Origin of the sequence: Pseudooceanicola lipolyticus, assembly GCF_002786325.1 — a bacterium.
Taxonomy (GTDB): Bacteria; Pseudomonadota; Alphaproteobacteria; order Rhodobacterales; family Rhodobacteraceae; genus Pseudooceanicola_C; species Pseudooceanicola_C lipolyticus.
The window spans coordinates 1-24,308 of sequence record NZ_PGTB01000016.1 but is presented as its reverse complement, the minus strand read 5'-3'; the positions used below and the strand labels follow the sequence as shown (position 1 = coordinate 24,308).

Sequence of the window (24,308 nt, the reverse complement as noted above, 5' to 3'; positions counted from 1 at the left end):
CCTGCCCGTCCGGGCCAGGGCATTTCCCGTTCAAGACCACTCCGCCCCCCGGTTCTGCCGGGCTGCGCAAAGGCTGCACCATCATGAACATCGAATCGCTGAACCTGTCCGACCTCAAGGCCAAGAGCCCCAAGGACCTGTTGGCCATGGCCGAGGACCTGGAGATCGAAAACGCCTCGACCATGCGGAAGGGCGAGATGATGTTCCAGATCCTGCGCGAGCGGGCCGATGAGGGCTGGGAAGTCTCTGGCGATGGCGTGCTGGAAGTGCTGCAGGACGGATTCGGGTTTCTGCGCTCGCCCGAGGCGAATTACCTGCCCGGTCCGGACGATATCTATGTGTCGCCCGACATGATCCGACAGTTTTCGCTGCGCACCGGCGACACCATCGAGGGTGTGATCAAGGCGCCGGACGAGAACGAGCGTTACTTTGCGCTGATGAACGTGACCCGGATCAATTTCGAGGATCCGGAAAAGGCGCGGCACAAGATCGCCTTTGACAACCTGACGCCGCTTTATCCGGACGAGCGGCTGACCATGGAGATCGAGGATCCGACGATCAAGGACCGCACCGCGCGGATCATCGACCTGGTGGCACCGATCGGCAAGGGCCAGCGGTCGCTGATCGTGGCGCCGCCGCGCACCGGTAAAACGGTGATCCTGCAGAACATCGCCCATTCGATCGAGCGGAACCACCCGGAATGCTACCTGATCGTCCTGCTGATCGACGAACGGCCGGAAGAGGTGACCGACATGCAGCGCTCGGTTAAGGGCGAGGTGGTGTCCTCGACCTTTGACGAACCGGCGACGCGGCATGTGGCGGTGTCGGAAATGGTGATCGAAAAGGCGAAGCGCCTGGTCGAACACAAGCGAGATGTTGTGATCCTTCTGGATTCGATCACAAGACTTGGTAGAGCGTTCAACACGGTTGTGCCCTCCTCGGGGAAGGTTCTGACCGGTGGTGTGGATGCCAACGCGCTGCAGCGGCCCAAGCGGTTCTTCGGCGCGGCGCGGAATATCGAGGAAGGCGGGTCGCTGACCATCATCGCCACCGCGCTGATCGACACCGGGTCGCGGATGGATGAGGTGATCTTTGAAGAGTTCAAGGGCACCGGCAACTCGGAATTGGTGTTGGATCGCAAGATCGCCGACAAGCGGGTGTTCCCGGCCATCGACATTCTGAAGTCGGGCACCCGGAAAGAGGACCTGCTGGTCGACAAGGTCGATCTGCAGAAAACCTTTGTGCTGCGGCGCATCCTGAACCCGATGGGCACCACGGATGCGATCGAGTTCCTGATCTCGAAGCTGAAGCAGACGAAGACCAATTCGGAATTCTTCGATTCGATGAACACCTGATCCCGCCTTTGGCGGCGGAGATGTGGAAATGGACACGATCTTCGCGTTGGCAAGCGCGCCGGGGAAAGCCGGCGTTGCGGTGGTGCGGCTGTCCGGATCCGAGGCGCGTGCCGCCGCGGGCCGGCTGGCGGGTTGCACCCTGCCTGCGGCCGGACGAACGCTGCGGGTGCTGCGTGATGGCGATGGACATCGGATTGACCAGGCGCTGGTCCTGACCTTTACTGGACCGGCGAGTTTTACCGGCGAGGATGTGGCCGAGCTGCACGTGCATGGCAGTTCGGCGGTGATCGCCGCGCTGTTGCGGACGCTGTCCGGCATTGACGGGCTGCGCCAGGCCGAGCCGGGAGAATTTACCCGCCGCGCCTTGGAAAACGGGCGGATGGACCTGGCGCAGGTCGAAGGTTTGGCCGATCTGATCGAGGCCGAAACCGAGGCGCAGCGGCGGCAGGCGGTCAAAGTGCTGTCCGGCGATCTGGGGCGCAAGGCCGAGGGCTGGCGCAGCGATCTGATCCGGGCGGCGGCGCTGATCGAGGCGGTGATCGATTTTGCCGATGAAGATGTGCCGGTGGATGTGACGCCCGAGGTGACCGAATTGCTGAACCGGGTGCAGTTGGATCTGAACCGTCTGATCGCCGGCGTCGGCATGTCCGAGCGGATTCGATCCGGGTTTGAAGTGGCGATTGTCGGCGCGCCAAATGTCGGGAAATCCACCTTGTTGAACGCGTTGGCGGGGCGGAAGGCGGCGATCACGTCCGAGATCGCCGGGACCACCCGTGACGTGATCGAGGTGAGAATGGACCTGGGCGGGTTGGCAGTGACGTTGCTGGACACCGCCGGGCTGCGCGAGACCAGCGATCATGTTGAACGACTGGGTGTGGAATTGGCGCGGGACCGGGCCGAGCAGGCGGATATCCGGGTGTTTCTGACTGAGGACGGTGCGCAGCCGGATGTCACGGTGCGGCCGGGCGATATCACTCTGCGGCCCAAGGCGGATTTGCTGGCGAATCCGAAGGGCGCAATATCCGGGGTCACCGGGCAGGGGGTGGACGATTTGGTGCGTCGGTTGACCGACGAACTGCGGCAGCGCTCGGCCTCGGCCGGGCTGGCGACGCGGGAACGGCACCGAAACGCGATGTTGCGGGCAGGGGAGTCGATTGCGACAGCGCGCGCGCTGTTGTCGCAAGGGACGGAAAATTATGATATTGCCGCGGATGATCTGCGCCATGCCATCCTTGCGCTTGAATCATTGGTTGGACGGATCGATGTTGAAAACCTGCTGGACGAGATCTTCGCAAGTTTCTGCATCGGCAAGTAGGAGTGTTTCACGTGAAACATCGTGATTTCGACGTTGTGGTGATCGGCGGCGGCCATGCCGGCGTGGAAGCCGCCCATGCGGCGGCGCGGCTGGAGGCAAATACCGCCCTGGTCACGCTGAACCGCGCCGGAATTGGCGTGATGTCCTGCAACCCGGCAATTGGCGGCCTGGGCAAAGGCCACCTGGTGCGCGAGATCGACGCGATGGACGGGGTGATGGGGCGGGTGGCGGATGCTGCCGGCATCCAGTTCCGTCTGTTGAATCGGCGCAAAGGCCCGGCGGTGCAGGGGCCCCGGGCGCAGGCCGATCGAAAGCTGTATCGCAACGCGATGCTGGCTGAAACCGAAGCGCGCGCGCAGCTATCGATTGTCGAGGGCGAGGTGGTTGATCTGCTGCTGGAGGCGGGTGCGATTGCCGGCGTGGTGATGGAGGACGGGAGCGAGATCTCTGCCGGCGCCGTGGTTCTGACCACCGGCACCTTTCTGCGCGGGGTGATCCATATCGGCGACGTCTCGCGCCCGGGCGGGCGGATGGGTGACCGGCCCTCGATCCGGCTGGCCGAGCGCATCGACAGTTTCGGCCTGCCGCTGGGCCGGCTGAAAACCGGTACGCCACCGCGGCTAGATGGCCGTACCATTGATTGGTCGGGGTTGGAATTGCAGCCGGGCGATGACGATCCGGTCTTGTTCTCTTTCCTGTCAGATGGGGTAACCGCGCCCCAGATCAGCTGTGGCATCACCCATACCAATGCGCGCACGCATCAGATCATTCAGGACAACCTGTCGCGGTCCGCGATGTACGGGGGCCATATCAGCGGGGTTGGCCCGCGCTATTGCCCGTCGATCGAGGATAAGGTGGTACGTTTTGCCGATAAAAGCGCGCATCAGATCTTCCTGGAACCGGAGGGGGCGGATGATCACACGATTTATCCCAACGGGATTTCCACCTCGCTGCCCGAAGAGGTGCAGGCCGACTATGTGCATTCCATCGCCGGGCTGGAACAGGCAGTGATCCTGCAACCGGGCTATGCCATCGAATATGACTATGTCGATCCGCGGGCGCTGAACGTGCAATTGGAGGTGAAATCGGTCAAGGGATTGTACCTTGCCGGGCAGATCAATGGCACCACCGGCTATGAAGAGGCGGCGGCGCAGGGTTTGGTTGCCGGGTTGAACGCCGCGCTGGCAGGGCAGGGGCGGCCCCCGCTGAGCTTTAGCCGGGCCAACAGCTATATCGGCGTGATGATCGATGACCTGATCACCCGTGGAGTCAGCGAACCCTATCGCATGTTCACTTCGCGCGCCGAATTTCGTCTGTCCTTGCGGGCGGACAATGCCGATCAGCGGCTGACGCCCCTGGCGCTGGAGCTGGGCTGTGTGTCCGAGGAGCGCAAGGCGGTGTTTACCGACAAGGCGCGCCGGCTGCATCAGGCCAAGGCGCTGTTGACCGGGGATACCTTTACGCCCAAGCAGATCGCCGGCGCTGGTATCCGTGTCAATCAGGATGGCACCCGGCGCAACGGGATGGAGATTCTCGCCTTCCCGGACGTATCGGCTGTAGATCTCCACCCGCTGCTGCCCGGCCTGGCCGAGATGGATGGCGACATTCTCACCCAGGTCGAACGTGACGCGATGTATGCCAGCTATATCGAGCGGCAAAAGCAGGATGTCGAAGCGGTGAAGCGGGATGAACAGCATGTGATCCCGGAGGATTTCGATTTCGGGTTGATCTCGGGGCTGTCCAACGAATTGAAGCAAAAGCTGACAACCGCGCGCCCGGGCAACCTGGCGCAGGCCGGGAAGGTGGAGGGCATGACCCCCTCGGCGCTGGCCTTGCTGTTGTTCCATCTGCGGCGTCGGCCCGACGCGCGGCGCGCATGACGCCGGGCAAACTCGCCGGGCTGGATGTTTCACGTGAAACAATGGCACGGCTGGAAGCCTATGCCGCGCTGGTCCGCAAGTGGAATCCGCGCATAAACCTGGTCTCGCGCAAAAGCCTCGACGCGTTGTGGGAACGGCATATCGCCGATTCCGCGCAGATCTATCACCTGGCCGGCGATGCCCCGAACTGGCTGGACCTCGGTAGTGGCGGTGGATTTCCGGGATTGGTGGTCGCGATCCTCGCCACGGACCTGCACCCGGACCGCCAGGTCACGCTGATCGAAAGTGATACCCGCAAAGCCACCTTCCTGCGCACCGCGATTCGCGAGCTGGGCCTGTCGGCGCAGGTGCTGGCGGAACGGATCGAGGCGGCGGAACCGCAACGGGCTGATATTCTCTCGGCCCGCGCCCTGACCGATCTGAGCGGTTTGCTCGCCTTTGCCGAGCGGCACTTGAGCGAGTCGGGCCTGGCGCTGTTCCCGAAGGGTGCCAGCTGGAAAAATGAGCTTGAGCCCGCCCGCGCGCAATGGTCTTTTAACCTTGAGGCGATTACAAGTTTCACCGAACCCGAAGCAGCGATCCTGAAAATCCAAGGAGTGGCGCGTGTCTGACCTTTCTCGTCCCGCGGGGCCGCGAATCATCGCAGTGGCCAATCAGAAAGGCGGGGTGGGCAAGACCACCACCGCCATCAATCTTGCCGCCGCCCTTGTCGAGCTGGGCTGTCGGGTCCTGGTGGTGGATCTCGATCCGCAGGGCAATGCCTCGACCGGGCTGGGCGTCGAACGGGACGAGCGCAGCTATACCACCTATGATCTGCTGCTGGACGACGCGCCGCTGACCGATGTGATCCATCCCACCGGGATCGACGGGCTGTCGATCGTGCCCGCCACCGTCGATCTCAGCTCGGCCGATATCGAGCTGATCTCGAATGAAAAGCGCAGCTTCCTGCTACATGATTCGCTGCGCCAGGTGGCGATGGACCAATATGGCTGGGATTACATCCTGATTGATTGCCCACCCTCGCTGAACATCCTGACGGTCAACGCGATGGTGGCGGCACATTCGGTGCTGGTGCCGCTGCAAAGCGAGTTCTTCGCGCTGGAAGGCCTGTCGCAGCTGATGCTGACCGTCCGCGAGGTACGCCAAAGCGCCAATCCCGAGCTGCGCATCGAAGGTATTGTGTTGACCATGTTCGATCGCCGCAACAACTTGTCGCAACAGGTCGAACAGGACGCGCGCGACAATCTGGGTGATCTGGTGTTCCGCACCATCATTCCGCGCAACGTCCGGGTCAGCGAGGCGCCGTCCTACGCGATGCCGGTGCTGAATTACGATCCGAAATCGCAGGGGGCCGAGGCCTATCGCGCGCTGGCGGATGAGCTGATGAACAAGACAAGCAGAGAGGCCGCGTGACGGACCGGGAGGACAGGATGCAGGACAAGAAAGTGAAACCCCGGGGGCTTGGCCGCGGCCTGTCTGCCCTGATGGCCGATGTCTCGCCAGCGGCCGAAACCACCGCCGAAGCGCCGGCACGGCGGCCCGACATGACCGTGCCGATCGAACAGCTGGTTGCCAATCCCGACCAGCCGCGCCGCCGCTTCACCCAAGAGGCGCTGGACGAGCTGGCCTCATCGATCCGCGAAAAGGGTATCATCCAGCCGCTGATCGTGCGCCGCAAGGGCGACAGCCAGTTCGAGATCGTGGCCGGGGAACGCCGCTGGCGCGCCGCGCAGCAGGCGCAGCTGCACAATGTGCCGGTGTTGGTGCGCGACCTGGACGATACCGAAGTCCTGGAAATCGCCATCATCGAAAACATCCAGCGCGCCGACCTGAACGCCATCGAAGAGGCGGCGGGGTATCGACAGCTGATGGATCGGTTCGGACACACGCAGGAAAAACTGGCCGAAGCGCTGGGCAAAAGCCGCAGCCACATTGCCAACCTGATGCGCCTGCTGTCCTTGCCGGATGATGTGCAGGATATGCTGCGCGACGGCCGGCTGACCGCCGGTCACGCCCGCGCCCTGATCACCTCGGAGAACCCGTCCGAGCTGGCGCAGGCCGTGGTCAAGGGCGGGTTGTCGGTGCGGGCCACCGAGATGCTGACGAAAAAGCAGCAGGACAAGGGCACGGCGCCGGTGCAAAACCTGCGGCCGCCGAAAGAGGAAAAAGATGCCGATACCCGCGCGCTGGAGGGCGACCTTGCCGCCAACCTGCGGATGAAGGTGTCAATCAATCACGAGCCGGGCGGCGAACGCGGGGTGCTGACCATTCAGTATGAAAGCCTCGAACAGCTCGACACGCTGTGCAACCTGCTGAGCGCCAGCTGACCCGCCCGGCGCCACGATGATCCCGGACCTCGCTCCGGGATCTTCGCGTCCGGGTCCATCTCCGGAGATTTCAGCCTTCGCCGCTCAGAAACTCGGAAATTACCGCGTTTAACACCTTAACACCTTGATTCGTAACGCGAATTCGCGTCCCAAGGTCTTCGATCATCCCCAGTTCCACCAGACGCTGCCGCGCGGTCTCATCCAATGCCTGGCCGGCCAGCGCCTGGAACCGATTGGGCTCGATCCCGTCGTTAACGCGCAGACCCATCATCAGATATTCCTCGGCCTGTACCCGGCCGTTCAGCGCCACGCGCGGCCGCTCTCCGGTGCCGGCAGCAACATCGGCCAGCCAGGCCTGTGGATTGCGGCGGCTTTCGGTGGCGTATTTCACCCCGTTCACGCTCAGCCGGCCATGCGCGCCGGGCCCGATGCCGGCGTAATCGCCATAGCGCCAATAGATCAGGTTGTGCCGCGATTCCGATCCGGGCCGCGCGTGATTTGACACCTCGTAGCGCGGCAATCCGTGGGCGTCACAGATCTCCTGTGTCGCCTCGTACATATCGGCGCCCAGATCGTCATCGGGCAGCCCGCGCAGGGTCCCGCGCCGATAGCGGTCGCCAAAGGCGGTGCCGTCTTCGATGGTCAGCTGGTACAGCGACAGGTGATCGGCCGCCATGGCCAAAGCCTCGCGCAATTCGGCGCGCCATTGCGCCAGCGTCTGGTCCTGGCGGGCATAGATCAGATCGAAACTCACCCGGTCGAAGGCCTGCCGCGCCACGTCGAAAGCGGCGCGCGCCTCGGCCAGCGTGTGAAGACGCCCCAGCCGGCGCAGGTCGGTATCGTTCAGCGCCTGGATGCCCATCGAGATGCGGTTGACCCCGGCATCGCGATAGCCGGCAAAGCGGCCGGCCTCGACCGATCCGGGATTGGCCTCCAGGGTGATCTCGAGGTCATTGGCCGGGATCCACAGCCGTCGCGCGGCGGCAATCACCTCGGCCACGGTGTCGGGGGTCATCAGGCTGGGCGTGCCGCCGCCAAAATAGATGGTGTTCAGAACCCGGCCGGATGTGTCGGCGGCGACACGTTCCAGTTCGGCGAGATAGGCGCGGGACCAGGCCGCGTGGTCGATCCGTTGGGCGACATGGCTGTTGAAATCGCAATAGGGGCATTTCGCCGCGCAGAACGGCCAATGCACATAGAGGCCAAAGCCGCCAGTCTGCCAATCTTCAGGCAAAACACCCCTGCACCAGCTTGGCCACCGCGGCGGCGCGGTGGCTCAGGCGGTTCTTTTCCTCGGCACTCATCTCGCCAAAGGTGATGGCATGGCCGTCGGGTTGGAAGATCGGGTCATAGCCATGGCCACCAACACCGCGCATCGGCCAGACCACCTGGCCTTCGGCAGTGCCGGTGAACACCTCGTCATGACCATCGGGCCAGGCCAGGACCAGGGTGCAACAGAACCTTGCGGTGCGTGGCGATGCGGCGTTGCGCGCCTCCAACTCGCGATGGGTGCGTTCCATTGCCAGGGTAAAATCACGTCCCGTCGGGGTTTCCGCCCAATCGGCGGTATAAACCCCGGGGGCGCCATCCAGCGCGTCGATCTCGATGCCGGAATCGTCGGACAGGGCCGGCAGGCCGGTGGCGGCAACCGCGGCATGGGCCTTGATCCGCGCGTTGCCGACAAAGGTGGTTTCGGTTTCCTCGGGTTCCGGCAGGCTCAACTCGGCAGCGCCGGTCACGCTGACGCCAAACGGCGTCAGCAGCTGGCGCATCTCTTCCAGCTTGCCGGCATTATGTGTGGCGACCAAGAGCTTGTCGCCTTCGAACCGGCGTGTCATGCGGTGGCGGCCTTTTGCGCGGCCACCAATTCGCTCACGCCCTTTTCCGCCAGGTCCAGCAACGTGTTCATCTGGTCGCGAGAAAACACCGAGCCTTCGGCCGACATCTGTACCTCGATCAGCTTGCCCGAACCGGTGATGATGAAATTGCCATCAACCCCGGCTTCGCTGTCCTCGGGATAATCCAGGTCCAGCACCGGCTGGCCGGCATAGATGCCGCAGCTGACCGCGGCAACCGGATCGACCAGCGGATCGCTGATCACCTCGCCGGTTTTCATCAGCTTGTTGACCGCCAGGCGCAGCGCCACCCAGCCGCCGGTGATCGAGGCGCAGCGGGTGCCGCCATCGGCCTGGATGACGTCGCAATCGACGGTGATCTGCCGTTCGCCCAGCGCAACCCGATCGACCCCGGCGCGCAGGGCCCGGCCGATCAGCCGCTGAATCTCCACCGTGCGCCCGCCCTGTTTGCCGGCGGCGGCCTCGCGCCGCATCCGGGTGTTGGTGGCGCGGGGCAGCATGCCGTATTCGGCGGTGACCCAGCCCAGCCCGCTGCCCTTGATAAAGGGCGGCACCCGCTCTTCGATGGTGGCGGTGCACAGCACCTGGGTGTCGCCAACCTTGATCAGGCAGGACCCTTCGGCATGTCGGGTAAAGCCCGGTTCGATCGTAACGGGGCGCAATTCGTTCAGTTCTCGTCCGGAAGGTCGCATATCAGGTCCTGTGCTTGGTTCTCACGGGATACCTTCGGGGCCTCTCCCGATGCAAGCCCGATTGACCTTTGCCGCGCCAGCACATTTATTACAGGACGTTCAGGGAAATGCAGATGAACGAGGCCACAAAACTTCTGGACGAGATGAACGACCGATCGCGCGAGGTGTTCCGGTCGGTGGTCGAGGCGTACCTGGCCAGCGGCGATCCGGTGGGCAGCCGCACGCTGACCCGCCGGCTGAACGAGAAAATCAGCGCCGCCACCGTGCGCAACGTGATGCAGGACCTGGAATATCTCGGCCTGCTCGACAGCCCGCATGTCAGTGCCGGGCGGATTCCGACGCAGCTGGGGCTGCGGATGTTTGTCGACGGGCTGCTTGAAATCGGCGATATGGACGCTTCCGACCGGCAGAAGATCGACGCCACGCTGGACAGCAATTCGGCCAATGTGGAAAGCGTGCTGGACCGCATCGGGTCGGCCCTGTCCGGGGTGACGCAGGGCGCCTCGCTGGTGCTGACCCCGAAACACGAGGCGGCGGTCAAACATATCGAATTCGTGTCGCTGAACCAGGACAAGGCGCTGGTTGTGCTGGTGTTTACCGACGGCCATGTGGAAAACCGCCTGTTCACGCCGCCTCCGGGGCAGACCCCCAGCTCGATGCGCGAGGCGGCGAATTTCCTCAACGCGTTGATCCAGGGCCGCACCCTCGGCGACCTGCGCCAGGTGATCCAGACCGAGATCGCCGCCCGCCGGCAAGAGATCGACGCGCTGGCGCAGCAGATGGTGGAAAGCGGGCTGGCGGTCTGGGACGGTTGGGGCGATGAAACCACCCGGTTGATCGTGCGCGGCCGGGCGAATCTGCTGACCGAAGATGACTCGGATCACGAGCTGGAGCGCATCCGGTCGCTGTTTGACGACCTTGAGCGCAAGCGTGATATCGCCGAATTCCTCGAATTGGCCGAACAGGGCGACGGGGTGCGCATTTTTATCGGGTCGGAAAACAAACTTTTCTCACTTTCGGGTTCCTCTCTGGTGGTCTCTCCATATATGAACGCTGACCGGAAGATCATTGGCGCGGTGGGGGTCATTGGCCCCACGCGCCTGAATTACGGCCGGATCGTACCGATCGTGGATTACACGGCCCAGCTGCTGGGGCGGCTGGTGTCCGACCGGAGTTAGAGGTGAAGAATGGCAGAGCCGAAGAAAGACGAATTCCTGGACGATATTGCCCAGGCCGAAGCCGAAGAACTGATCGAGGAATTGACCGAGATCGAACCCGAAGCCGCCGAAATCGACGCCCTGCGCGCCGAGCGCGACGAGCTGAAAGACCGTTTCATGCGGGCGCTGGCCGATGCCGAAAACGCGCGCAAGCGGTCGGATAAAGACCGGCGCGAAGCCGAGCAATACGGCGGGTCGAAACTGGCCCGCGACATGCTGCCGGTCTATGACAACATGAAACGCGCGCTGGAGGCCGCCAGCGAAGAGCAGAAACAGGTGGCGGCGGCGCTGATTGAAGGCATCGAGCTGACCATGCGCGAGCTGCGCAACGTGTTTGCCAAACACGGCATCCAGGTGATCACCCCGCAGGTCGGCGACCGGTTCGATCCGCAGCTGCACCAGGCGATGTTCGAGGCGCCGGTGCCCGGCACCACCGCGGGTGAAATCATCCAGGTTTCAGCCGAAGGGTTCCAGCTGCACGACCGGCTGCTGCGCCCGGCGCAGGTGGGCGTGTCGTCGACCCCGGCCAGCTGATCTCACATCCCGGCGGTTGCGCCGGGATGTTTCACGTTTCCGCCGCGTCCTTCAGGCGATAGATCAGGTCCAGCGCGTCGCGGGGGGACAGCTCGTCGGGATGTATCTCGGACAGCATCTGTACCACCGGCGAAGTCTGCGCCGGGGCGGGCGGCGGCGGCGGAGCGGCGGCAAAGAGCGGCAGATCATCGATCAGCGCCTTTTGCGAGCCGCCTTCGCGTTCGCCTTGTTCCAGCGCATCCAGCACCACCCGCGCCCGCGCCACCACCGATTTCGGCAGCCCGGCCAGCTGCGCCACCTGCACCCCATAAGACCGGTCGGCGGCGCCCCTGCGGACCTCGTGCAGGAAAATCACCTCGCCTTCCCATTCCTTGACCGAGACGGTGGCGTTTTCGACGCCCTCCAGCTTGCCCGCCAGGGCGGTCAATTCGTGGTAATGGGTGGCGAACAACGCGCGCGACCGGTTGCTTTCGTGCAGATGTTCCAGCGTCGCCCAGGCAATCGACAACCCGTCATAGGTGGCGGTGCCGCGGCCGATCTCGTCCAGGATCACCAGTGCCCGGTCATCGGCCTGGTTCAGGATCGCCGCGGTTTCCACCATTTCGACCATGAAGGTCGAACGCCCGCGCGCCAGGTCGTCCGAGGCGCCGACGCGGCTGAACAGCTGGCTGATCAGCCCGATACGGGCGCGGTCGGCCGGCACATAGCTGCCCATTTGCGCCAGCAGGGCGATCAGGGCGTTCTGTCGCAGAAAGGTGGATTTCCCGGCCATGTTGGGCCCGGTCAGCAACCAGATCGCCGCGCCCTGGCCGGCGCTGAGATCGCAATCATTAGCCACAAAGCTGTCGCCCTCGCGCCGCAGCGCACGTTCCACCACCGGGTGGCGGCCGCCGGTGATGTCGAAGGCGCGGCTGTCATCCACCTCGGGGCGGCACCAGTTCTCATCCTGGGCCAGATCGGCCAGCGCGGTGGTCAGGTCGATTTCGGACAGCGCCCGCGCGGCGGTGTGGATGCGCGCAGCGCGGTCCAGAACTTCCCTCCGCAGACGTTCGTAGAGCCGCTTTTCCAGCTCCAGCGCCCGGTTGCCTGCATTCAGGATACGGGTTTCCATCTCGCTCAGCTCCACGGTGGTGAACCGCACCTGGTTGGCGGTGGTCTGGCGGTGGATATAGGCCTCGCTCAGCGGCGGGTTCAGCATCTTCTGCGCGTGGGTCGCGGTGGTTTCGATGAAATAGCCCAGCACGTTGTTATGCTTGATCTTCAGCGACGCAATGCCGGTATGGTCGGCATATTTCTGTTGCAGCCCGGCAATGACCGAGCGCCCCTCGTCCCGCAGTGACACCGCCTCGTCCAGATCGGCGTCAAAGCCCCGGGCGATAAAGCCACCGTCGCGGGTCAGCAGCGGCGGGTCGGCAACCAAGGCGGTGTCCAGCAGCGCGGCGAGATCCTCGAACCCGACCAGATCGCGCGCCGCCGCGGCCAGCAGGTCGGGCAGATCGGCGGCTGGCAACAGGTCGGACAGAATTTCGGCCTGCGCCAGGGCGGTGCGCACTGCGGCCAGGTCGCGCGGGCCGCCGCGATCGAGCGACAGGCGCGACAGGGCGCGGTCCAGGTCGGGCGTCTTGCGCAGCGCGGCGCGCAGATCCTGGCCGATCCGCGGGGAGTCGATGGCAAAATCCAGCGCCGCCAACCGCGCATGTATCACCCCCAGGTTGCGCGAGGGGCTGGACAGACGCTGATCTAGCAGGCGGGCGCCGCCGGGCGTCACGGTTCGGTCGATCACCGCCAGCAGCGATCCGTCGCGCCCACCGGCCAAAGACCGGGTCAGTTCCAGGTTGCGGCGGGTTGCGGCATCAATCTGCACCACCCGGTCCTGCGCATCGCGCACCGGCGGCTGCAACAGGGGCAATTTGCCTTTCTGGGTGATCTCCAGGTAGTCGATCACCGCGCCCATGGCCGAGATCTCGGCGCGGCCAAAGCTGCCAAAGGCCTCCAGCGTGGTAACGCCGAACAGCTCGCACAGCCGTTTTTCCGCCGCGGTGCTGTCAAAACTGGACCGGGCCAGCGGGGTCAGGGCCACGCCCATATCCTCGGCCAGATCAAACGGCGCCTCGCCGCCTTCGGAGACGATCAGTTCCGAGGGCGCCAGCCGGGCCAGTTCGGGGCCCAGCCGCACCTCGGGCAATTCCATGACGTGAAACGCGCCGGTGGAAATATCCGCCCAGGCCAGGGCGGATGTGTCTCTGACACGGGCAAAAGCGGCCAGAAAGTTATGCCGCCGTGCCTCCAGCAGCGCGTCTTCGGTCAGGGTTCCGGGGGTAACCAGGCGCACCACGTCGCGTTTGACCACCGCCTTATAACCGCGCTTTTTCGCCTCGGCCGGGCTTTCCAACTGTTCGCAGACGGCCACGCGGAAGCCCTTGCGGATCAGTGTCAGCAGATAGCCTTCGGCGGCATGGACCGGCACGCCGCACATCGGGATGTCGTCGCCGTCATGTTTGCCCCGCTTGGTCAGCGCGATGTCCAGCGCCTCGGCGGCGGCAACCGCGTCGTCAAAGAACATCTCGTAGAAATCGCCCATGCGGTAGAACAGCAGCGCACCTTCATGCGCCGCCTTGATCTCAAGATATTGCGCCATCATCGGCGTGACGTTCGACAAGATGTCCCCCGGATCGTCGGATCGGCGGCGACCTTACAAATCCGGGCTGGGCTGCGAAAGGCGAAAACGTATTGCCGTTGAGGCCGGGCCTGCGCTGCGCTAAGAGCGAATTGATCGCAGGAGGAGGGGCATCCGGATGACCAAGTCGAAAATCACGCGCGAAGAGGCGCTGGCCTTCCATCTGGAGCCAACCCCCGGCAAGTTCGAGATCCGGGCCACCGTGCCGATGACCACGCAGCGCGATCTCAGCCTGGCCTATTCCCCGGGCGTGGCGGTGCCCTGCGAAGAGATCGCGGCAAAGCCGGAACTGGCCTATGACTATACCAACAAGGGCAACCTTGTTGCGGTGATCTCGAACGGCACCGCGGTGCTGGGCCTGGGGAATCTGGGGGCGCTGGGCAGCAAGCCGGTGATGGAGGGCAAATCGGTCCTGTTCAAACGCTTCGCCGATGTGAATTCGATCGATATCGAGCTGGATACCGAAGATCCGGACGCGTTCTGCCAGGCGGTCAAGCTGATGGGGCCCACCTTCGGCGGCATCAACCTGGAAGATATCAAGGCGCCGGAATGTTTCATCATCGAACAGCGCCTGAAGGAAGAGATGGATATTCCCGTCTTCCACGATGACCAGCATGGCACTGCGGTGATCTGCGCCGCCGGGCTGATCAACGCGCTGCATATCAGCGGCAAGAAGATCGAGGATGTGAAAATCGTGCTGAACGGGGCCGGTGCCGCTGGTATCGCCTGTATCGAGCTGCTGAAATCGATGGGTGCTCGGCACGAGAACTGCATCGTCTGCGACACCAAGGGGGTGTTATGGCAGGGCCGGACCGAGGGCATGAACCAGTGGAAATCGGCCCATGCGGTAAAGACCGAGCTGCGTACGCTGGACGAGGCGATGAAGGGGGCCGACGTGTTCCTTGGCGTGTCGGTAAAGGGTGCGGTGACCCAGGCGATGGTCCAGTCGATGGCCGACAACCCGGTGATCTTCGCCATGGCCAACCCGGATCCCGAGATCACCCCGGAAGAGGCGCATGAGGTGCGGCCCGACGCCATCGTCGCCACCGGGCGCAGCGATTATCCCAACCAGGTCAATAACGTGTTGGGCTTTCCCTATCTGTTTCGCGGGGCGCTGGATATCCATGCCCGCGCCATCAATGACGAGATGAAGATCGCCTGCGCCGAGGCGCTGGCCGCGCTGGCGCGCGAGGATGTGCCGGACGAGGTGGCGCTGGCCTATGGCAAGAACCTGGCCTTTGGCCGCGACTATATCATTCCCACCCCGTTTGATCCCCGGCTGATCCACCGTATCCCGCCCGCCGTGGCGCGGGCCGGGATGGATACCGGCGCGGCGCGGCGGCCGATCATCGACATGGATGCCTACGAGCTGAGCCTGAAGTCGCGGATGGATCCGACCGCCAGCATCCTGCGCGGGCTGAACTCGCGGGCGCGCGCAGCCCAGTCGCGGATGATCTTTGCCGAGGGCGACGACCCCCGCGTGCTGCGTGCCGCGGTGACCTATCAGCGGTCGGGCTTCGGCAAGGCGCTGGTGGTCGGGCGCGAGGATGATGTGAAGGAAAAGCTGGAAAAGGCCGGCCTGGGCGACGCGGCGCGCGAGCTGGAGATCGTGAATGCGGCCAATACCCAGCATCTGCCGGTTTATAAGGAATTCCTGTATGACCGGTTGCAGCGCAAAGGGTTCGACGCGCAGGACGTACACCGGCTGGCCGCGCGCGACCGGCATGTCTTTGCCGCGCTGATGCTGGCGCATGGCCATGGCGATGGCATGATCACCGGCGCCACGCGCAAATCGGCCCATGCGCTGGACCGGATCAACCACGTGTTCGACGCGGATGCAGAGCATGGCTCGGTCGGGGTAACCGCGCTGCTATATCGCGGCCGGATCGTTCTGATTGCCGATACCCTGGTGCATGAATGGCCGGAATCCGAGGATCTGGCCACCATCGCCGAAAAGGCCGCCGGTGTCGCCCGGCATATGGGGCTGGAACCAAGGGTGGCTTTTGTCAGCTTTTCCACCTTTGGCTATCCGGTCTCGGAACGGGCCGAGAAAATGCACCGGGCTCCGACCGTTCTGGAAAAGCGCGGCGTCGATTTCGAATTCGAGGGCGAAATGACGGTGGATGTGGCGCTGAACGTGCAGGCGCAGAAACACTACCCGTTTTCCCGCCTGACCGGCCCGGCCAATATCCTGGTGGTTCCGGCCCGTCACTCGGCCAGCATTTCGGTCAAGCTGATGCAGGAAATGGCCGGCGCCACGGTGATCGGGCCGATCCTGACCGGCGTCGACAAGCCGATTCAGATCTGCTCCACGGTGTCGACCGCCAATGACATCCTGAACATGGCAGTCCTGGCCTCCTGCAAGATCGGCTGAGGCTGATCAGGGTGATAGCGTTAGGTTAGAGCCTGAAACCGGCTTCGGTTTCAGGACCATGGCCCGCGTGTGCCTAAGCCTGGCCTGCAACCGGTTTGGCCGGGGCCCCCGCCGTCACATCCGGCATCTCCTGCGCCGTATCCGCAGGTTGCGGCAGGTCGATGGACTCGGTCATCTTGTCATGACCCGGCCCACATTGCAGGACCAGGGCGATGCCGATCAGCGTCATCAAGGTAAAGGATTTGATTGCATTCAATGAAATCATCGCGGGACTCCTTTGATCTGACGCTGCGCCTGTTTGGGCGTTCGGGCAAGTCCCTGACATCCAAATTCACGCGGTGGTGATGGGCGTTTATCGCTTTACCGGCACTGTCGCCGCAGCCTAGCTTGCGGGCAAAGGAGACGGCGCATGAACCAAAAAGTCACCACGCATCAGGCCGAGGAAGACGCCCGCAACGCGGATCTGAAAATCTATGTCAACGGTCGCATCCTGCCCAAGGCCGAGGCGGTGGTCAGCGTCTATGACAGCGGTTTCATGTTGGGCGATGGCGTGTGGGAGGGGCTGCGGCTGTATAACGGAACCTGGGCCTTTGCCGCAGAGCATATGGACCGGCTGTTTCAGGCGCTGAAGGCCATCGACCTGGATATCGGGATGGACCGGGCCGAGGTGATGGCCGCGCTGGCCGAAACCCAGGCGGCCAACGCGATGACAACCGATGCCCATGCCCGGCTGATGGTGACCCGCGGGGTAAAAACACGGCCGTTTCAGCATCCGTCACTCAGCCGCAGCGGCCCGACGGTGGTGATCATCATGGAACATTCCAAGCCGCTGCTGCCGCGGCCGGTGCGGCTGGCCACGGTGCCGCATCTGCGCGGGCTGCCGATGACGCAGGATCCGAAACTCAACTCGCATTCCAAGCTGAACTGCATCCTGGCCTGTATCGCGGCGGAAAAGGCCGGTGCCGACGAGGCGCTGATGCTGGATGTGCATGGCTTCGTGAACACCACCAATGCCTGCAATTTCTTTATCGTGCGCAAGGGGGCGGTTTGGACCTCGACCGGGGATTACTGCATGAACGGCATCACCCGGCAAAAAGTGCTCGACCTGTGCCGCGCCAATGACATTCCGGTGTTTGAAAAGAACTTCAGCCTGGTGGAGACCTATGACGCCGACGAGGCGTTCCTGACCGGTACCTTCGGGGCGCAAACCCCGGTGGGCGAGATCGATGGCCGGGTGATCGGCAGCGGCGCGCTGGGGCCGGTGACCGAGCTTATCCGCAGCCTGTATCGCGACCTGATCGCGCGGGAATGTGCCTGATGCGGATTGCGATGTGGTCGGGGCCGCGCAACCTGAGCACGGCGATGATGTATGCCTTTGGCAACCGCGCCGATTTCGCCGTGGTTGACGAACCGTTTTATGCCGCTTACCTGGCGCAGACCGGGCTGGCGCACCCGATGCGCGACGCGATCCTGGCGGCGCAGCCGCAGGATCCCCAAACGGTGATTTCCGCCCTGTTAGGGCCTGTTCCAGGCGGAAAGCCGCATTTCTACCAGAAACATATGACCCAGCATATGCTGCCCTTGATCCCGCGTGATTGGCTGGCCCAGATGCGCCACGTTTTCCTGATCCGCCATCCGGCGCGGGTGATCGCCAGTTTTGCCGCCAAATATGACGGGCTGACCCTGTCCGATATCGGCTTTGCCCAGCAGACGGAATTATATGACCAGATGCGATCCGAAGGTGCCGCGCCGCTGGTGATCGACAGCTATGACATCCGTCAGGATCCCGAAGCCATGTTACGCAGGCTGTGTGCCGCGCTGAGCCTGGAATGGGATCCGGCGATGCTGTGCTGGCCCGCCGGTGGGCACAAGGATGACGGCGTGTGGGCGCCGCATTGGTACGGCGCGGTGCACCGCTCCACCGGGTTTGCCGGACCGGAAGGCGAACTGCCGCATCTCTCCGGTGCCTTGGCCAAGCTGGCCGAAGCGGCGATGCCGCATTACCAGCGCCTCTACGCAGAGCGCATTTAACACCGCGGTGGCCCCATGCGCCGGGGCCACCTTGGCAATGGCGGTTACTTGCCGGCCAGGCGCCGGTTGCGCGCGGCCAGCAGTTTCAGCCGCAGCGCGTTCAACTGGATGAACCCCTTGGCGTCTTTCTGATCATAGGCGCCGGCATCTTCCTCGAAAGTCACATGCGCCTCGGAATACAGCGAATGTTCGGAGGTGCGGGCGATGGTCCGGGCCGCGCCTTTGTAAAGTTTCAGCGTGACGCTGCCGGTGACATGTTCCTGGCTTTTGTCGATCAGCGCCTGCAGCATCTCGCGTTCGGGCGAGAACCAGAAGCCGTTATAGATCAGCTCGGCATAGCGCGGCATGATCGAATCTTTCAGATGCCCCGCGCCGGAATCGAGCGTGATCTGTTCGATGCCGCGATGCGCCTCGAGCAGGATGGTGCCGCCGGGGGTTTCGTAAATGCCGCGCGATTTCATCCCGACAAAGCGGTTTTCCACCAGGTCCAGCCGCCCGATGCCGTGTTTTCCACCCAGTTCGTTCAGCTTGGTCAGAATTTCCGCCGGGCTCATGGCGACGCCGTCGATGCTGACCGCGTCACCGCGTTCAAAGCCGATTTCGACGATCTGCGGCTCGTCCGGGGCCTTTTCGGGGTCGACGGTGCGCTGATAGACATAGTCGGGCGCCGGTTCGCCGGGGTTTTCCAGAACCTTGCCCTCGGACGAGGTGTGCAGCAGGTTGGCATCCACCGAAAACGGCGCTTCGCCGCGCTTGTCCTTGGCGATGGGAATCTGGTTCTTTTCGGCAAATTCCAGCAACCGGGTGCGCGAGGTCAGGTCCCACAGCCGCCAGGGCGCGATCACCTTGATATCGGGGTTCAACGCATAGGCGGCCAGTTCGAACCGCACCTGGTCATTGCCCTTGCCGGTGGCACCATGCGCCACCGCGTCGGCGCCGGTTTCGGCGGCGATCTCGACCAGGCGCTTGGAGATCAGCGGCCGCGCAATCGAGGTGCCCAGCAGGTACAGGCCCTCATAGAGCGTGTTGGCGCGGAACATGGGGAACACGAAATCGCGCACGAATTCCTCGCGCACGTCTTCGATGAAGATCTCCTTGACGCCCAGCAACTCGGCCTTTTTTCGGGCCGGCTCCAGTTCTTCCCCCTGGCCGAGATCGGCGGTGAAGGTGACAACCTCGCAGCCGTATTCGGTTTGCAGCCACTTCAGGATGATCGACGTGTCGAGCCCACCGGAATAGGCCAGAACGACTTTCTTTGGCGCGGACATTTGGTTCCCCTTTTAGCGTCCGCAGCGGGTTATCCGGTTTTGCCGAAAGGGGCAAGATTGCCGGATCAGCGCGGCAGGTGCAGGGGGCAATCCCGTTCAAATTCCGCGCGAGACTGGCGATAGGCGGTCTGGATTCGATCCAGCCGCACCTCTGCCGCGCGGCGCTGGGCGGCCAATTGCTCACCTTCGCCGCATAATTCTGCCACCTGGCGAAACCCGAGGTTCAGCGCGCTGCCTTTCAGAAAATGCAGATCGGCCGCCAGCCGCGACAGATCGGGGTTCTGGTCAAGCCGGGCCAGCGCCGCGCCCATTTCTTCGAAAAACAGCTCGACGACTTCTGCAAAATCGTCCTTGCCCACCTCCTCGCACAAAATTTTGACGCGCGACCAGTCGATCATGCCGCACCATCCTATGACACCGGGGCCCAGCGTGGACGATGCGGGTGAATCTCCGGTTAATCCCAGAGGGCATGGAAGAATTGTCAGCTTCACGCGGTGTTAAGCCGGTGCTGGAATACTGCCCGCAATGTTGCAACCGTCAGTGAAAGGGCGGGTGATGCTGTCCAATGACCAAAGCTGGTCGCCCGGCGGGCCAGAGGCGGGTTCGATCAGGCGGGTTCTGGTGGTCGATGACAGCCGGCTGCAGCGGCGCATCCTGTCGCAATCGCTGAAATCCTGGGGATTCGAGGTGGTCGAGGCCGAAAGTGGCGATGAGGCCATCGACGTTTGCCGCGCCCTGCACCCCGATCTGGTGCTGAGCGACTGGATGATGCCGGGTATGGACGGGTTGGAGTTTTGCCGCGCCTTTAGGGCGCTGCCAGGAGAAGATTACGGCTATTTCATCCTGCTGACCGCCAAAAGCGAAAAGGTCGAAATCGCCCGCGGGCTGGATGCGGGGGCGGATGATTTCCTGACCAAGCCGGTCAATCCCAGCGAATTGCGCGCCCGGATCTCGGCCGGCGAACGCATCATCGCGATGCAACGCGAACTGTCGGACAAGAACCGGGTGATCCGCGACACGCTGGACCGGCTGCAGGCGGCCTATGACTCGATTGACCGCGATCTGATGCAGGCGCGCAAGATCCAGGAATCGCTGGTGCCCGACCGGGTGCGCAAATTCGGCGCCTCGCGGGTCAGCCTGTTGCTGAAACCCTGCGGCCATATCGGCGGCGATCTGGTGGGCATGTTTTCTCCGGGTGCCAATCAGGTCGGGTTCTATTCCATCGACGTCTCGGGCCACGGCATCACCTCGGCCATGATGACGGCGCGCATCGGCGGCTATCTCAGCGGCAGTCACCCGGATGAAAACCTGGCGCTGCAGCGCTGTGGCGAAGGTCAATACCGTTTGCGCGATCCGGCCGAGGCGGCGCTGCTGCTGAACGAACGGCAGGTCGAGGACACCGGGATCGACGAATATTACACCATGGCCTTTGCCACCGCCGACCTGGCCAGCGGCCGGCTGAAACTGGTGCAGGCCGGCCATCCGCACCCGCTGATCCTGCGCCGGGACGGGCAGGTGGAGCTTGCCGGCGAGGGCAGCGTGCCGATCGGCCTGCTGGCCGATGTGACGTTCAGCCAGTTTGAAACCAGCCTGCAACCGGGTGACCGGCTGCTGCTGTATTCCGACGGGTTCACCGAATGCCGCCTGCGCAGCGGCGCGATGCTGGAGACGGCGGGATTGCTGGAGATGGTGGCCGGCTGCCCGCCGGGGCAATCCGGCCCGGAATTTCTGGATGATCTGTTCTGGAACCTGACCCAGGTGATGAGCCCGGATCACGGCATGGAAGATGACGTTTCGGCCACGCTGTTCGAATTCAACGGCCCGTAGAACCCCGGCCCAGGAACTGGCTGACAAAGAAACGGTCGCCGGGATTGCCCGGCGCGTCGGCGGCGAGATCCGATGGCAGCCACAGGCTGATATGGCCGGGCTCGGTGGGTTGCCCGATGCACACGGTAGGCCGGGCAACAAAGATCATGCAGATCTTTTCGGCCCAGAGGTCATATTCCGGCATATAGGCAAAGCGGCGGAAGGTGCCCAGCCAGCGCGGCGTGCCGATATGCCAGCCGGTTTCTTCGAACACCTCGCGATGCAGCGCCGAGACCGGCGATTCGCCGGGATCGATGCCGCCGCCGGGCAGCTGGATTTCGGGCTCGGGGGCGCTTTGATGGGTCATGACCAGACCGCCATCCAGCGGCAGAATCGCATAGGCGCCGGGCCGGCGGTGATAGCGCCGCCCGGCCTCGGGCGCCGCTCCGAAACGTCTGATCATCTTCCAGCCCCTTTTTAACCCGGCGTTTTGCCCCTATATTCGCGCCTATGCCAAGTTACGGCGTATAAGGAAACCCCATGACCTTCGGACCTAAACTTGCGTGGGACGATTCTGTCCTGCCCTTCCAACTGGACGTTCCCGATATGCGGGGCCGGGTGGCGCGGCTTGACGGCGTGCTGGACGGAATCCTGAGCCAGCACGATTACCCGCCGCAGGTCGAGGCGCTGGTGGCCGAGATGACGCTGCTGACCGCGCTGATCGGCCAGACCATCAAGCTGCGCTGGAAACTGTCCCTGCAGGTGCAGTCCAAAGGCGCGGTGCGGATGATCGCCACCGATTATTTTGCCCCCCAGGTCGAGGGCGAGCCGGCCCGGATCAGAGCCTATGCGAGCTTTGACCGCGAGCGGCTGACCGGGGCGCCGGCGATGGAGCAGATCGGCGAGGGATATTTCGCCATCCTGATCGACCAGGGCAAGGGCACCGCGCCCTACCAGGGCATCACCCCGCTGACCGGCGGCACGCTGAGTGACTGCGCCGAGGCCTATTTCGCCCAGTCCGAGCAATTGCCGACGCGGTTCTCGCTGAGCTTTGGCCTGTCGACGGAACCGGGTGCGGCCGAGCATTGGCGCGCCGGTGGCATCATGTTGCAGCATATGCCCAAGGCGTCGCCCTTTGTCGCCGAGCAGACCGGATCCGGCGATGTGCTGCGCGCTCCGGACCTGGTGGATGGCAGCGAAGAGGAAAACTGGAACCGCGTGAACATCCTGCTCGACACCGTGGACGAGCTGGAACTGATCGGTCCGGCCTTGCCGCCCACCGACCTGCTGGTGCGGCTGTTCCACGAGGAATCGCCGCGCGTCTATGACGCCCAGGCGGTGCGCTTTGGCTGTACCTGTTCCGAGGACCGGGTGCGCCAGACGCTGTCGATCTATTCGGCCAGCGATATCGAGAAAATGACAACCGATGATGGCCGCGTGACCGCCGATTGCCAGTTCTGCGGCGCGCATTACGACCTCGACCCGGCGACGGTTGGGTTCGAAGCCGCGCAGGCCCAAGGTGAGTGACACCATCGCCGCGCTGCGCGCGGCTTTGGCGAAACCGGGCGACACCTCGTCCGATTTCGACCTGAACCCGGAAACCGTGCTGCCCGAAGGGCGCAAGCTGCGCCCGGCGGGTGTTCTGATCGCGGTGACGCTGTATGGCGGTGCGCCGCGGGTGCTGCTGACCAAGCGGTCTTCGGCCCTGAAACACCATCCGGGGCAGATCGCCTTTCCGGGGGGCAAGCAGGACGAGGGTGATGGATCGGTCACCGCCGCGGCGCTGCGCGAGGCGCGGGAAGAGATCGGCCTGCCCGAGGATCTGCCGCAGGTGCTGGGCGAGATGCCAGGGCATGAAACGGTGACCGGATTTTTCGTGACCCCGGTTGTGGCGGTGGTGGACACGCCGTTTACCCCGGTGGCGGAACCGGGTGAGGTGGAAGAGGTGTTTTCGGTCCCGCTGGCCCATGTCACCAATCCAGCCAATTTCATCATCGAATCGCGGCGTTGGCGGGGCGACCGGCGGTACTATTTCACGGTGCCCTACGGCCCCTATTACATCTGGGGGGCGACGGCCCGGATGTTGCGGGCGCTGGCGGCACGGATGGCGTGATGAAGGTTACCGGCACCTGGTTGCACAACCCGGCCACGCAGGCGGTCTGCGCCGCGATCATGCGGGAGGGCGCGCAGGCGCTGTTTGTCGGCGGTTGCGTGCGCAACGCGCTGTTGCAGGAACAGGTCAGCGATATCGACATCGCCACCGATGCCCCGCCGGACACGGTGGTGGCGCTGGCGCGTTCCGCCGGGATCAAGGCGGTGCCGACCGGGATTGATCACGGGACCGTCACATTGGTCAATGACGGCATTGCGCATGAGGTGACCACCTTTCGCCGTGATGTGGAAACCGATGGCCGGCGAGCGGTTGTCGCCTTTTCCACCCGCGTGGAAGAGGATGCGGCGCGGCGCGATTTTACCATGAATGCGCTTTATGCCCGCCCCGATGGCACCTTGTTAGACCCTATAGGTGGGTTGCCGGACCTGCGCGCGCGGCGGGTGCGCTTTATCGGCGATGCCACGGCGCGGATCCGCGAGGACTATCTGCGTTCGCTGCGGTTCTTCCGGTTTCACGCCTGGTATGGCGACCCGATGGAAGGCATGGATGCCGAGGCGCTGGCGGCAATTGCCGGCAATCTGGACGGCGTCGGCAAGGTGTCGCGCGAACGCATCGGGGCCGAGATGCTGAAGCTGCTGGCGGCGCCCGATCCGGCGCCTGCCGTGGCCGGCATGCGCAGCACCGGGCTGCTGGCGCAGATCCTGCCGGGCACCGATGATCGGGCGCTGGGGCCGCTGATCGCAACTGAAGAGCAGCTGGGATTCGCCCCCGATGCGCTGCGGCGACTGGCGGCGCTGGGCGGTGGTGACCTGTCGGATGCGCTGCGGCTGAGCCGCGCGCAGGCGCGGCAGGTTCAGGACCTG

23 protein-coding genes are annotated in these 24,308 nt (G+C 64.0%); 15 read left to right on the top strand and 8 right to left on the bottom strand.

Annotated elements, in window-relative coordinates:
- Positions 1-83: 83 nt before the first annotated feature.
- Genes rho through CVM52_RS07255 form a run of 6 tightly spaced genes read left to right on the top strand, consistent with a single transcriptional unit; the run spans position 84 to position 6,877 of the window.
- Positions 84-1,355, top strand: a complete 1,272-nt coding sequence (gene rho, locus CVM52_RS07280) for a transcription termination factor Rho (RefSeq protein ID WP_100161845.1) — start codon at positions 84-86, stop codon at positions 1,353-1,355.
- Positions 1,356-1,383: 28 nt separating this feature from the next.
- Entirely contained in the window at positions 1,384-2,670 is a 1,287-nt protein-coding gene (gene mnmE, locus CVM52_RS07275; protein ID WP_100161844.1) for a tRNA uridine-5-carboxymethylaminomethyl(34) synthesis GTPase MnmE, read from the top strand.
- An 11-nt stretch (positions 2,671-2,681) separates the two neighbouring features.
- Complete coding sequence (mnmG, locus tag CVM52_RS07270) at positions 2,682-4,550, top strand: tRNA uridine-5-carboxymethylaminomethyl(34) synthesis enzyme MnmG (protein WP_100161877.1); 1,869 nt, start codon at positions 2,682-2,684, stop codon at positions 4,548-4,550.
- Positions 4,547-5,161 (top strand): 16S rRNA (guanine(527)-N(7))-methyltransferase RsmG, encoded by a 615-nt coding sequence (gene rsmG, locus CVM52_RS07265; protein ID WP_100161843.1) that lies wholly within the window; start codon positions 4,547-4,549, stop codon positions 5,159-5,161. Before mnmG ends, rsmG begins: the two co-directional genes overlap by 4 nt.
- The gene (locus CVM52_RS07260; RefSeq protein WP_100161842.1) at positions 5,154-5,963 is read left to right on the top strand and encodes a ParA family protein; all 810 of its coding nucleotides are present in this window, start codon (positions 5,154-5,156) and stop codon (positions 5,961-5,963) included. The genes rsmG and CVM52_RS07260 overlap by 8 nt, the downstream gene beginning before the upstream one ends.
- A 17-nt stretch (positions 5,964-5,980) precedes the next feature.
- On the top strand, positions 5,981-6,877 hold the full coding sequence (locus CVM52_RS07255) for a ParB/RepB/Spo0J family partition protein (protein WP_100161841.1): 897 nt from the start codon (positions 5,981-5,983) through the stop codon (positions 6,875-6,877).
- 70 nt (positions 6,878-6,947) lie between these two features.
- Here CVM52_RS07255 and hemW read toward each other — a convergent pair whose 3' ends face one another.
- From hemW to rph, 3 genes are read right to left on the bottom strand one after another with little or no spacing between them, the layout of a single operon-like run.
- Positions 6,948-8,111: a radical SAM family heme chaperone HemW gene (gene hemW / locus CVM52_RS07250; RefSeq protein WP_100161840.1), complete on the bottom strand. Its 1,164-nt coding sequence runs from the start codon at positions 8,109-8,111 to the stop codon at positions 6,948-6,950.
- Complete coding sequence (gene rdgB / locus CVM52_RS07245) at positions 8,104-8,715, bottom strand: RdgB/HAM1 family non-canonical purine NTP pyrophosphatase (protein ID WP_100161839.1); 612 nt, start codon at positions 8,713-8,715, stop codon at positions 8,104-8,106. The genes hemW and rdgB overlap by 8 nt, the downstream gene beginning before the upstream one ends.
- Positions 8,712-9,425: a ribonuclease PH gene (rph, locus tag CVM52_RS07240; protein ID WP_100161838.1), complete on the bottom strand. Its 714-nt coding sequence runs from the start codon at positions 9,423-9,425 to the stop codon at positions 8,712-8,714. Before rph ends, rdgB begins: the two co-directional genes overlap by 4 nt.
- A 113-nt stretch (positions 9,426-9,538) precedes the next feature.
- Here rph and hrcA point away from each other — a divergent pair, with 113 nt between their 5' ends.
- The gene (gene hrcA / locus CVM52_RS07235) at positions 9,539-10,603 is read left to right on the top strand and encodes a heat-inducible transcriptional repressor HrcA (RefSeq protein WP_100161876.1); all 1,065 of its coding nucleotides are present in this window, start codon (positions 9,539-9,541) and stop codon (positions 10,601-10,603) included.
- A 9-nt stretch (positions 10,604-10,612) separates the two neighbouring features.
- Positions 10,613-11,176, top strand: coding sequence for a nucleotide exchange factor GrpE (locus tag CVM52_RS07230; RefSeq protein ID WP_100161837.1), 564 nt, complete (start codon positions 10,613-10,615; stop codon positions 11,174-11,176).
- 31 nt (positions 11,177-11,207) lie between these two features.
- On the opposite strand, the gene mutS is transcribed toward CVM52_RS07230, so the two are convergent.
- A complete protein-coding gene (gene mutS / locus CVM52_RS07225) occupies positions 11,208-13,817 on the bottom strand; it encodes a DNA mismatch repair protein MutS (RefSeq protein WP_205964906.1) in 2,610 nt (869 codons plus the stop codon).
- 154 nt (positions 13,818-13,971) lie between these two features.
- Between mutS and CVM52_RS07220 the strand changes: the two genes are divergently transcribed.
- Positions 13,972-16,227, top strand: coding sequence for an NADP-dependent malic enzyme (locus CVM52_RS07220; RefSeq protein ID WP_100161835.1), 2,256 nt, complete (start codon positions 13,972-13,974; stop codon positions 16,225-16,227).
- Between the two features lie 73 nt (positions 16,228-16,300).
- On the opposite strand, the gene CVM52_RS07215 is transcribed toward CVM52_RS07220, so the two are convergent.
- Complete coding sequence (locus CVM52_RS07215; protein WP_133119806.1) at positions 16,301-16,492, bottom strand: hypothetical protein; 192 nt, start codon at positions 16,490-16,492, stop codon at positions 16,301-16,303.
- A gap of 144 nt (positions 16,493-16,636) precedes the next feature.
- On the opposite strand from CVM52_RS07215, the gene CVM52_RS07210 reads away from it, so the two are divergent.
- Positions 16,637-17,545 (top strand): D-amino acid aminotransferase, encoded by a 909-nt coding sequence (locus CVM52_RS07210; protein ID WP_100161833.1) that lies wholly within the window; start codon positions 16,637-16,639, stop codon positions 17,543-17,545.
- Positions 17,545-18,258 (top strand): sulfotransferase-like domain-containing protein, encoded by a 714-nt coding sequence (locus CVM52_RS07205; RefSeq protein ID WP_100161875.1) that lies wholly within the window; start codon positions 17,545-17,547, stop codon positions 18,256-18,258. The genes CVM52_RS07210 and CVM52_RS07205 overlap by 1 nt, the downstream gene beginning before the upstream one ends.
- Before the next feature lie 44 nt (positions 18,259-18,302).
- On the opposite strand, the gene CVM52_RS07200 is transcribed toward CVM52_RS07205, so the two are convergent.
- Together CVM52_RS07200 and CVM52_RS07195 are read right to left on the bottom strand one after the other, a co-directional pair.
- Positions 18,303-19,526, bottom strand: a complete 1,224-nt coding sequence (locus tag CVM52_RS07200; protein ID WP_100161832.1) for an argininosuccinate synthase — start codon at positions 19,524-19,526, stop codon at positions 18,303-18,305.
- Between the two features lie 65 nt (positions 19,527-19,591).
- A complete protein-coding gene (locus CVM52_RS07195) occupies positions 19,592-19,924 on the bottom strand; it encodes an Hpt domain-containing protein (RefSeq protein WP_100161831.1) in 333 nt (110 codons plus the stop codon).
- 157 nt (positions 19,925-20,081) lie between these two features.
- Between CVM52_RS07195 and CVM52_RS07190 the strand changes: the two genes are divergently transcribed.
- Positions 20,082-21,353 (top strand): PP2C family protein-serine/threonine phosphatase, encoded by a 1,272-nt coding sequence (locus tag CVM52_RS07190; protein WP_100161830.1) that lies wholly within the window; start codon positions 20,082-20,084, stop codon positions 21,351-21,353.
- Here the strand turns inward: CVM52_RS07190 and CVM52_RS07185 are convergent.
- Entirely contained in the window at positions 21,340-21,795 is a 456-nt protein-coding gene (locus tag CVM52_RS07185; RefSeq protein ID WP_100161829.1) for an NUDIX domain-containing protein, read from the bottom strand. The genes CVM52_RS07190 and CVM52_RS07185 overlap by 14 nt on opposite strands.
- 77 nt (positions 21,796-21,872) lie before the next feature.
- Here CVM52_RS07185 and hslO point away from each other — a divergent pair, with 77 nt between their 5' ends.
- From hslO to CVM52_RS07170, 3 genes are all read left to right on the top strand, one after another.
- The gene (gene hslO, locus CVM52_RS07180; protein WP_100161828.1) at positions 21,873-22,859 is read left to right on the top strand and encodes an Hsp33 family molecular chaperone HslO; all 987 of its coding nucleotides are present in this window, start codon (positions 21,873-21,875) and stop codon (positions 22,857-22,859) included.
- Entirely contained in the window at positions 22,852-23,445 is a 594-nt protein-coding gene (locus CVM52_RS07175) for a CoA pyrophosphatase (protein WP_100161874.1), read from the top strand. Before hslO ends, CVM52_RS07175 begins: the two co-directional genes overlap by 8 nt.
- The coding region (locus tag CVM52_RS07170; RefSeq protein ID WP_100161827.1) for a CCA tRNA nucleotidyltransferase at positions 23,445-24,308 on the top strand (864 nt) is incomplete at its 3' end. The genes CVM52_RS07175 and CVM52_RS07170, both read left to right, overlap by 1 nt.

What these genes read in the sequence shown, in the direction of transcription:
- CVM52_RS07210 (WP_100161833.1), top strand. Translation starts at nt 16,637, where the DNA reads ATGAACCAAAAAGTCACCACGCATCAGGCCGAGGAAGACGCCCGCAAC.
- rdgB (WP_100161839.1), bottom strand. Translation starts at nt 8,715, where the DNA reads ATGACACGCCGGTTCGAAGGCGACAAGCTCTTGGTCGCCACACATAAT.
- CVM52_RS07185 (WP_100161829.1), bottom strand. Translation starts at nt 21,795, where the DNA reads ATGATCAGACGTTTCGGAGCGGCGCCCGAGGCCGGGCGGCGCTATCAC.
- rsmG (WP_100161843.1), top strand. Translation starts at nt 4,547, where the DNA reads ATGACGCCGGGCAAACTCGCCGGGCTGGATGTTTCACGTGAAACAATG.
- mnmE (WP_100161844.1), top strand. Translation starts at nt 1,384, where the DNA reads ATGGACACGATCTTCGCGTTGGCAAGCGCGCCGGGGAAAGCCGGCGTT.
- hrcA (WP_100161876.1), top strand. Translation starts at nt 9,539, where the DNA reads ATGAACGAGGCCACAAAACTTCTGGACGAGATGAACGACCGATCGCGC.
- CVM52_RS07255 (WP_100161841.1), top strand. Translation starts at nt 5,981, where the DNA reads ATGCAGGACAAGAAAGTGAAACCCCGGGGGCTTGGCCGCGGCCTGTCT.
- CVM52_RS07205 (WP_100161875.1), top strand. Translation starts at nt 17,545, where the DNA reads ATGCGGATTGCGATGTGGTCGGGGCCGCGCAACCTGAGCACGGCGATG.
- CVM52_RS07200 (WP_100161832.1), bottom strand. Translation starts at nt 19,526, where the DNA reads ATGTCCGCGCCAAAGAAAGTCGTTCTGGCCTATTCCGGTGGGCTCGAC.
- rho (WP_100161845.1), top strand. Translation starts at nt 84, where the DNA reads ATGAACATCGAATCGCTGAACCTGTCCGACCTCAAGGCCAAGAGCCCC.
- CVM52_RS07215 (WP_133119806.1), bottom strand. Translation starts at nt 16,492, where the DNA reads ATGATTTCATTGAATGCAATCAAATCCTTTACCTTGATGACGCTGATC.
- CVM52_RS07230 (WP_100161837.1), top strand. Translation starts at nt 10,613, where the DNA reads ATGGCAGAGCCGAAGAAAGACGAATTCCTGGACGATATTGCCCAGGCC.
- hslO (WP_100161828.1), top strand. Translation starts at nt 21,873, where the DNA reads ATGACCTTCGGACCTAAACTTGCGTGGGACGATTCTGTCCTGCCCTTC.
- rph (WP_100161838.1), bottom strand. Translation starts at nt 9,425, where the DNA reads ATGCGACCTTCCGGACGAGAACTGAACGAATTGCGCCCCGTTACGATC.
- CVM52_RS07190 (WP_100161830.1), top strand. Translation starts at nt 20,082, where the DNA reads ATGCTGTCCAATGACCAAAGCTGGTCGCCCGGCGGGCCAGAGGCGGGT.
- CVM52_RS07195 (WP_100161831.1), bottom strand. Translation starts at nt 19,924, where the DNA reads ATGATCGACTGGTCGCGCGTCAAAATTTTGTGCGAGGAGGTGGGCAAG.
- CVM52_RS07220 (WP_100161835.1), top strand. Translation starts at nt 13,972, where the DNA reads ATGACCAAGTCGAAAATCACGCGCGAAGAGGCGCTGGCCTTCCATCTG.
- mutS (WP_205964906.1), bottom strand. Translation starts at nt 13,817, where the DNA reads ATGATGGCGCAATATCTTGAGATCAAGGCGGCGCATGAAGGTGCGCTG.